This window comes from Rhodoferax sp. (assembly GCF_014859475.1).
Classification (GTDB): Bacteria; Pseudomonadota; Gammaproteobacteria; order Burkholderiales; family Burkholderiaceae_C; genus Rhodoferax.
Genome location: NZ_JACUUE010000152.1, coordinates 1 through 6,181, shown reverse-complemented (window position 1 = coordinate 6,181; position 6,181 = coordinate 1). Strand labels below are relative to the sequence as shown.

8 protein-coding genes are annotated in these 6,181 nt (G+C 55.2%); all 8 read left to right on the top strand.

Annotated elements, in window-relative coordinates:
- Positions 1-446: 446 nt before the first annotated feature.
- Positions 447-920 (top strand): hypothetical protein, encoded by a 474-nt coding sequence (locus IBX54_RS11570; protein ID WP_296542806.1) that lies wholly within the window; start codon positions 447-449, stop codon positions 918-920.
- A 30-nt stretch (positions 921-950) separates the two neighbouring features.
- Positions 951-1,922 (top strand): IS3 family transposase, encoded by a 972-nt coding sequence (locus tag IBX54_RS11565; RefSeq protein ID WP_296542805.1) that lies wholly within the window; start codon positions 951-953, stop codon positions 1,920-1,922.
- A gap of 408 nt (positions 1,923-2,330) precedes the next feature.
- On the top strand, positions 2,331-3,065 hold the full coding sequence (locus IBX54_RS11560; protein WP_296542804.1) for a beta-ketoacyl synthase chain length factor: 735 nt from the start codon (positions 2,331-2,333) through the stop codon (positions 3,063-3,065).
- A complete protein-coding gene (locus IBX54_RS11555; RefSeq protein WP_296542803.1) occupies positions 3,058-3,834 on the top strand; it encodes a 1-acyl-sn-glycerol-3-phosphate acyltransferase in 777 nt (258 codons plus the stop codon). Before IBX54_RS11560 ends, IBX54_RS11555 begins: the two co-directional genes overlap by 8 nt.
- A complete protein-coding gene (locus IBX54_RS11550; RefSeq protein WP_296542802.1) occupies positions 3,821-4,081 on the top strand; it encodes a phosphopantetheine-binding protein in 261 nt (86 codons plus the stop codon). Before IBX54_RS11555 ends, IBX54_RS11550 begins: the two co-directional genes overlap by 14 nt.
- Before the next feature lie 39 nt (positions 4,082-4,120).
- A complete protein-coding gene (locus tag IBX54_RS11545) occupies positions 4,121-4,378 on the top strand; it encodes an acyl carrier protein (protein ID WP_296542801.1) in 258 nt (85 codons plus the stop codon).
- A 6-nt stretch (positions 4,379-4,384) separates the two neighbouring features.
- Positions 4,385-4,951, top strand: coding sequence for a hypothetical protein (locus IBX54_RS11540; RefSeq protein ID WP_296542800.1), 567 nt, complete (start codon positions 4,385-4,387; stop codon positions 4,949-4,951).
- Between the two features lie 19 nt (positions 4,952-4,970).
- Positions 4,971-6,181 (top strand): AMP-binding protein (locus IBX54_RS11535; RefSeq protein ID WP_296542807.1); only part of this gene is annotated, 1,211 nt, incomplete at its 3' end.

The window sequence follows — 6,181 nt, the reverse complement described above, 5'->3', positions numbered from 1 at the left end:
CGATTCTGCCCATTTTGTACTGTCGTCTGGTTGATTGGCGATGCTAACACTCTCAAGAAGAGTACGGCGTTCTGCTATCTTGCGATGCCACGAAACGAACGACGCGGGTGTCAATTGATGTGCGACCGATTCAGACCCTTATGTATAGCTATGCATAAAGACCCATAGCGGGTGCTCACCACAGTCGGCTTTCCGGCGCTCCAGTTCAACACCGCAAAGAAGCAGTTCGTGGCGAACCGCAAGGGGGCCCATTGCGGACTGTGACGGAAGTTATAACGAGCCGTTTTCGGACGATTTCGTGGAAGTCAAAGTGGTCCTCAAAATTGTGAACTCGCGCTTTGACACGGCCGTCGCCAACCCTGACTTCGGTAAGGCTTAGCGGTTATCATCGTATGAGTGCGTTTGAACTAGCTAGCTTCACGCATCTAAGAATATTGGGAGATCACATGAGAATTCTGCACATCGTACTTTTTTGCTTGCTTTCAGTTGTTGGTTTTGGTGCCCACGCGCAACGTACATTAGTGCCCATCGTTAGTTTCGAGAACATCCCGATAACGATCGCGACCACCGCCACTTTATCCAGTTCAGACATCAAGAATGCATTCCTGGCCGCCGGCTACGAGGGTGGGTGGAAGATGTTGCCATCAGACGAAAGCTCGTTGGAAGGCACTTATGTCAAGAACAACAAGCACACGATCGTCGTTACGATCCGATACGATGCTGAAAAATACTCGGTACTGTTCAAGAGCAGCGATAACATGAAACAACGTGCTGCTAGGTATCCCGGTCAGATTTCGGGCACTTCAAGTGGCAACGAATCGCAAGAGGCCATAGCAGAGCGCAAGCAGCGCCAATTGTTCGTTAGCCGGCCCGAAAGTACATATATTAAAGTGGCCCCCGGATTTAAGACAAAAATTTAAGATGGTCTCGAATCCAGGAAATCCCAGATCATGAGTGAAACCAAGAAACGCAAAGTGCACACGCCAGAGTACAAAGCCAAAGTCGCCTTGGAAGCGCTGCGCAGCGGCAAGACCATCAACCAAATTGGCCAGGAATTTGACGTCCACCCAATCCAGGTTGGCCAGTGGAAGAAAACCATCCAGGAACAAGCCAAAACGCTGTTTGAAGGCAAGCGCGGTCCCAAACCTGTCGATGCCCAAAGCGCACCCGAACGTCTGTACAGCGAAATCGGGCGCCGGGTCAACCGCAAGTGCGTCCAACGCCTGATGCAAGCCATGGGCCTGCAAGGCATGGCCCCAGGCCCCAACACCAGCAGGGCGCACCCACAGCACCCGGTCTACCCCTACCTGCTGCGTGGCCTTGAGGTCACCCGACCCAACCAGGTCTGGAGCACCGACATCACCTACATCCGTCTGACCAAGGGCTTTGTCTATCTGGTGGCAGTGATGGACTGGTACAGCCGCAAAGTGTTGAGTTGGCGCATCAGTAACAGCATGGATGCCAGCTTTTGCGTGGAATGCCTGGAAGAGGCGCTGCGCAACTTCGGCAAGCCTGACATCTTCAACAGCGACCAAGGCTCGCAGTTCACCAGCGCCGACTTCATTGGGGTGCTCCAGCGCGAAGGCATCACCATCAGCATGGATGGGCGTGGCCGGGCTTTTGACAACATTTTTGTTGAACGGTTATGGCGCAACGTCAAGCACGAGGATGTGTACCTCAAAGGCTACGTCACCGTGTATGAACTGCTGCTGGGCCTGGGCGAATACTTTGTGCTCTACAACAGCGAGCGCCCACACCAAGCTTTGCAGTACCAAACGCCCGATGCGGTGTACGCCAGTGGCAACGGCGGTGGCGCACTGATCATCGATAAATATTCAGAAAAAACGGCCGTCACAAAGGAGAGCACAGCAATACCGAAGCCCCTGAACGCAGACGTCAATGCCGAACTACTTGAGGGATAAGCAGGGGGTCGCCTTCGGTCTGACGCGCTTCGCTTGTCCAACAGCCATTTGAAATTGAAGAAAGGAAGTCCGAAAACCAAGTCAAAAAAACCGGGGCAACGCCATGCAGTTGCGATGAAAACGGGACCAGCTTAAATTCACTGAAAAATTGTCTTGACAATGGGGTCCACTTTAAATCAAGATCGATTCCCAGACCATGATCCATCCGTTCTATGAACACTGGGTCTATGACCTCCTCGACAGAGTGCGTCACAAACTCGAACGCACTCCATAGGAGTGCGCTCAGATTCTTATATCTGCGATCCCCAGTGATTTACTGACTGAGACTAATCGAAAACATCTATCTTATCCAGCATGCATTCTCATGTTGAGCATTTTGAAAGTCAACTGGATTAGAACCCACCAAACATGGAATTCCGCTTTGTCATCACGAGTTGGGCTGCATTCTCGCCCGGCCTGCAACACGCCGACGATTGGCAGGAGTGGGCGCATGCGCCATGGCAACCAACTGGCGATGAAGCACCCGAGGTGCGTGAAATGCCCGCGATGGCTCGCCGCCGCCTCAACCAACTGGGCCGCATGGCAGTGCGAGTGGCGTATTGGTGTCAGGCTGACGAAACGGGTAGGCCGGTAATTTTTGCATCACGATATGGTGACGCGGTCCGCTCATTGGAACTCCTGAATGCTATGGCCCAAGATGGTGCAGTGTCACCCACCGGTTTTGGCTTGTCTGTGCATAACGCAATCGGCGCAACTTACTCGATTGCCCGAGGCGACAGGGCCAATTACCTGTCCATTGCGGGCGGCGCGGCCAGTTCTGCTGCAGGGTTGGTCGAGGCGTTCGGCCTGCTGACCGATGGCGCGCCGAACGTGACCCTCGTCTGCTACGACGCGCCGCTACCGGGTGACTACGCTCGCTTTCATGACGAGCCCACCGCGCCCTATGCCTGGGCTTGGCAGATCGCCTTACCTCAAGGAGATGAAGGGAGCATGACGCTGCGTTGGCCGTCAACCACTGCCGCAATTGAACACTTCCCGAGCTTGCCTTTCGGCTTGGGTCTGCTGCGGTGTAGCCTGATGCCTGGATCGTCTTTCCGGCGACAGGTCGGCCTTCAACAATGGGAGTTGACGCACCATGTGTGAGGGATTGATGCGCGTCTGGCGGATTTTCGCCACCGGTTTTTGCTTCATGGTATTCGCCCTCGGCAGCTTGCTTCTTGGTCTCGTGCTCTTTCCCATGCTCAGAATGTTGGTGCGCAATTCCTTGACTCGTTCGCGTGTGGCACGCTTGGTTATCCAGGGTCTGTTCAAGTGCTTCGTCGGCCTTATGCGAGGCTTGGGTGTGATGACATACCAAGTCAAAGGTCGAAACCGATTGCGACGCCGGGGCCAGCTGATTGTGGCCAATCACCCCTCGCTGATTGATGTGGTTATCCTGATGTCGATGGTTGGCAACGCCAACTGCGTCGTGAAGGCCTCACTGGCGCGCAACCCCTTCACTTGGGGCCCCGTGACGGCAGCAGATTTTATCTTCAACGATTCTGGCGTTGGTCTTATGCAAGACTGTATAGACTCACTGAATTCTGGGAGCAACTTGATCATCTTCCCTGAGGGCACCCGCACACCCAACGTCGGTCCACGGCACCTGCAACGCGGCGCAGCCAATGTGGCAGTGCGAAGCGGCCGCGATATCACCCCGGTGCGCATCATTGTCAGTCCTGCGGTTTTGGGTAAGGACCAACGCTGGTATCACATGCCACAGAGCCGACCACATTTCCTTCTGGAATTCGAACCTGACATTGCCGTGGCCAACTTCATCCAAGATACCGGTAACGAGGCGCTAGCCACCCGCCGCCTGAACGAACATCTGACCCAACATTTCTCTATGGAGACTCGCCGTGCAGCAGCTTGAACAAGACATCAAGGACATCATCATTACCTCTCTCGCGCTGGAGGACATCACACCGGACGACATTGACCCTGACGCTCCGCTTTTCGTCGAAGGCCTGGGCCTGGATTCCATTGATGCGCTGGAGCTCGGACTGGCGCTGCAAAAGCGCTACGGCGTAACCCTGTCAGGCGATAATGACGAGGCGCGCCGTCACTTCCACAGCATCCGATCGCTAGCCGCCTTTGTGGCTGTATTTCGCAAGGTATAACTTCTTTACAAACCTATTCCGCGCTCAAGGGTACACACAATGACCAAGGACGATATCTACGCAACAATTATCAGGATTCTGCAGGAAACCTTTGAAATAGAAATATCCCGCATCACACCGCAGGCCCGACTCTACGAAGATCTCGACATTGACAGCATTGACGCCGTGGATCTGATCGTTCGTCTCAGGCCAATGGTGGGCAAGCGCTTGCAGCCCGATGCGTTCAAATCTGTGCGGACTGTGCAGGACGTGGTCGATGCAATGCACAATTTGATGCACGACGCGCCTGCTGTCTGATTGGTCATGTGGTCACGCATCTTCGGCATCGTCTTGGCGGCGGCAACACTGGCATACCCTGCTGTAGTCTACCTAGGTATGGAAAGCCGCAACCTGCACTGGGTAGCTGTGTCCTTAGTCGCAATGGCTGTGCTGCGGGCACTGACCTCGCGTGGATGGGTATGGGTGGCTGTGGCCTTAGGGGCGATGACGTTGGCACTTGGGAGCACACTTAGCCAAAGCTGGATGCCACTTAAACTGTACCCAGTACTGGTCAATCTGGTATTGCTGGCTGTGTTTGGTTTGAGCCTTATCAGCGGCCCACCCGTGATTGAGAGCTTGGCGCGCCTGACTGAACCGGAACTGCCGGCCACTGCAATACCCTATACCCGTAAAGTGACACAAGTATGGTGTGGCTTTTTCGTGATCAATGCAAGCCTGGCCGCTGCCACGGCCCTTTGGGCTAGCGATGCTGTCTGGGCCCTTTACAACGGTTTGTTGGCCTACGGTCTGATGGGATTGCTGTTTTCAGCGGAATGGTTGATGCGCCGGCGCGTCAGGTACCGCGATGCGTTGGATGCTGCCCATGGTTAATTGGAGCTCCTTGACCGAAGTGGTGTTGCGTGCTGATAACCGGCACGCGCTGGTGGCACAGGTTGATAACGTTGGTAAGACCCAGGCTGACTTTCAGTCCGATGTGTGCAGCTGGGCTAAGGCGCTGGCAGCCCAGCCAGGTCAACGCTGGGCGCTTTTCACCGACGACGCATATGAATTTGCCACCGCCCTTTTGGGTGCGTGGCAGGCTGACAAAATATTGGTGTTGCCTGGCGATTCACAAGCCGGTACCTTGTCCCGGCTGTGCGGGACGGTGGATGGCTTTATTGGTTCATTGCCGGGCGCACTCCGACCGAGGAACGCAACGCAGAGTATGGACTGGGTGCTACGCCGCCTCGACCTGAAAAATCACCGATTGGTGGTTTACACGTCGGGGTCGACAGGTGAACCGCTGTTGATTGAAAAGACCCTGGGGCAGTTGGAGGCCGAGGTCTACACCCTAGAGGCGACGTTCGGTGCGTTGCTGAGGGAAACCGGTCTCCGTATCCATGCGACGGTGTCTCATCAGCATATCTATGGTCTGTTGTTTTTAGTGTTGTGGCCGCTCGCATCCGGACGTACTATCTGCTCGCGGCGGATTGACTACCCGGAGACTATGCTGGCCTCATTGACCGATGGTCCTTGCGCACTCGTCACCAGCCCCGCCCATTTGCGCCGTTTACCGGTTCACTTGGACTGGGCACCCGCGCGCCGGAATTTGCGAGCCCTTTTTTCTTCAGGCGGGCCATTGCCCGCCGATGCCTCGCAAGAGGCCTGGCGTTTGTTGGGTCAGTCGCCCGTCGAGGTCTATGGCAGTTCAGAGACGGGCGGTATTGGCTGGCGACAACGTGCCTATCATGGTGACCGCTGGACTCCATTTGCTGGTGTTGACATTGATATCGTCGACGGTCTACTGGAAGTTTGCTCACCCAACTTGGCTGATGACAAACCCTGGCTTACCAGTGATCTAGCCGCGCTACATGCGGATGGCTGCTTCGAACTCAAGGGTCGAACTGATCGCATCGTCAAGATAGAGGAAAAACGCGTCTCGCTTAGCGCCATTGAACGTTCCTTGATGACCTGTCCCGAGGTCGCCGAGGCTCGGGCGCTGGTGATAAGGGAGTCTGATCGACTTCGGCTAGCAGTCGTCGTGGTCCTGACGCCTGTAGGGAGGGCATTGCTTGTTAGCGAGGGTAAGCGTGGATTCACCGAACTTCTGCGTAGGACTTT

Coding starts and splice junctions, on each gene's coding strand:
- IBX54_RS11570 (WP_296542806.1), top strand. CDS start 447: ATGAGAATTCTGCACATCGTACTTTTTTGCTTGCTTTCAGTTGTTGGT.
- IBX54_RS11565 (WP_296542805.1), top strand. CDS start 951: ATGAGTGAAACCAAGAAACGCAAAGTGCACACGCCAGAGTACAAAGCC.
- IBX54_RS11560 (WP_296542804.1), top strand. CDS start 2,331: ATGGAATTCCGCTTTGTCATCACGAGTTGGGCTGCATTCTCGCCCGGC.
- IBX54_RS11555 (WP_296542803.1), top strand. CDS start 3,058: ATGTGTGAGGGATTGATGCGCGTCTGGCGGATTTTCGCCACCGGTTTT.
- IBX54_RS11545 (WP_296542801.1), top strand. CDS start 4,121: ATGACCAAGGACGATATCTACGCAACAATTATCAGGATTCTGCAGGAA.
- IBX54_RS11540 (WP_296542800.1), top strand. CDS start 4,385: ATGTGGTCACGCATCTTCGGCATCGTCTTGGCGGCGGCAACACTGGCA.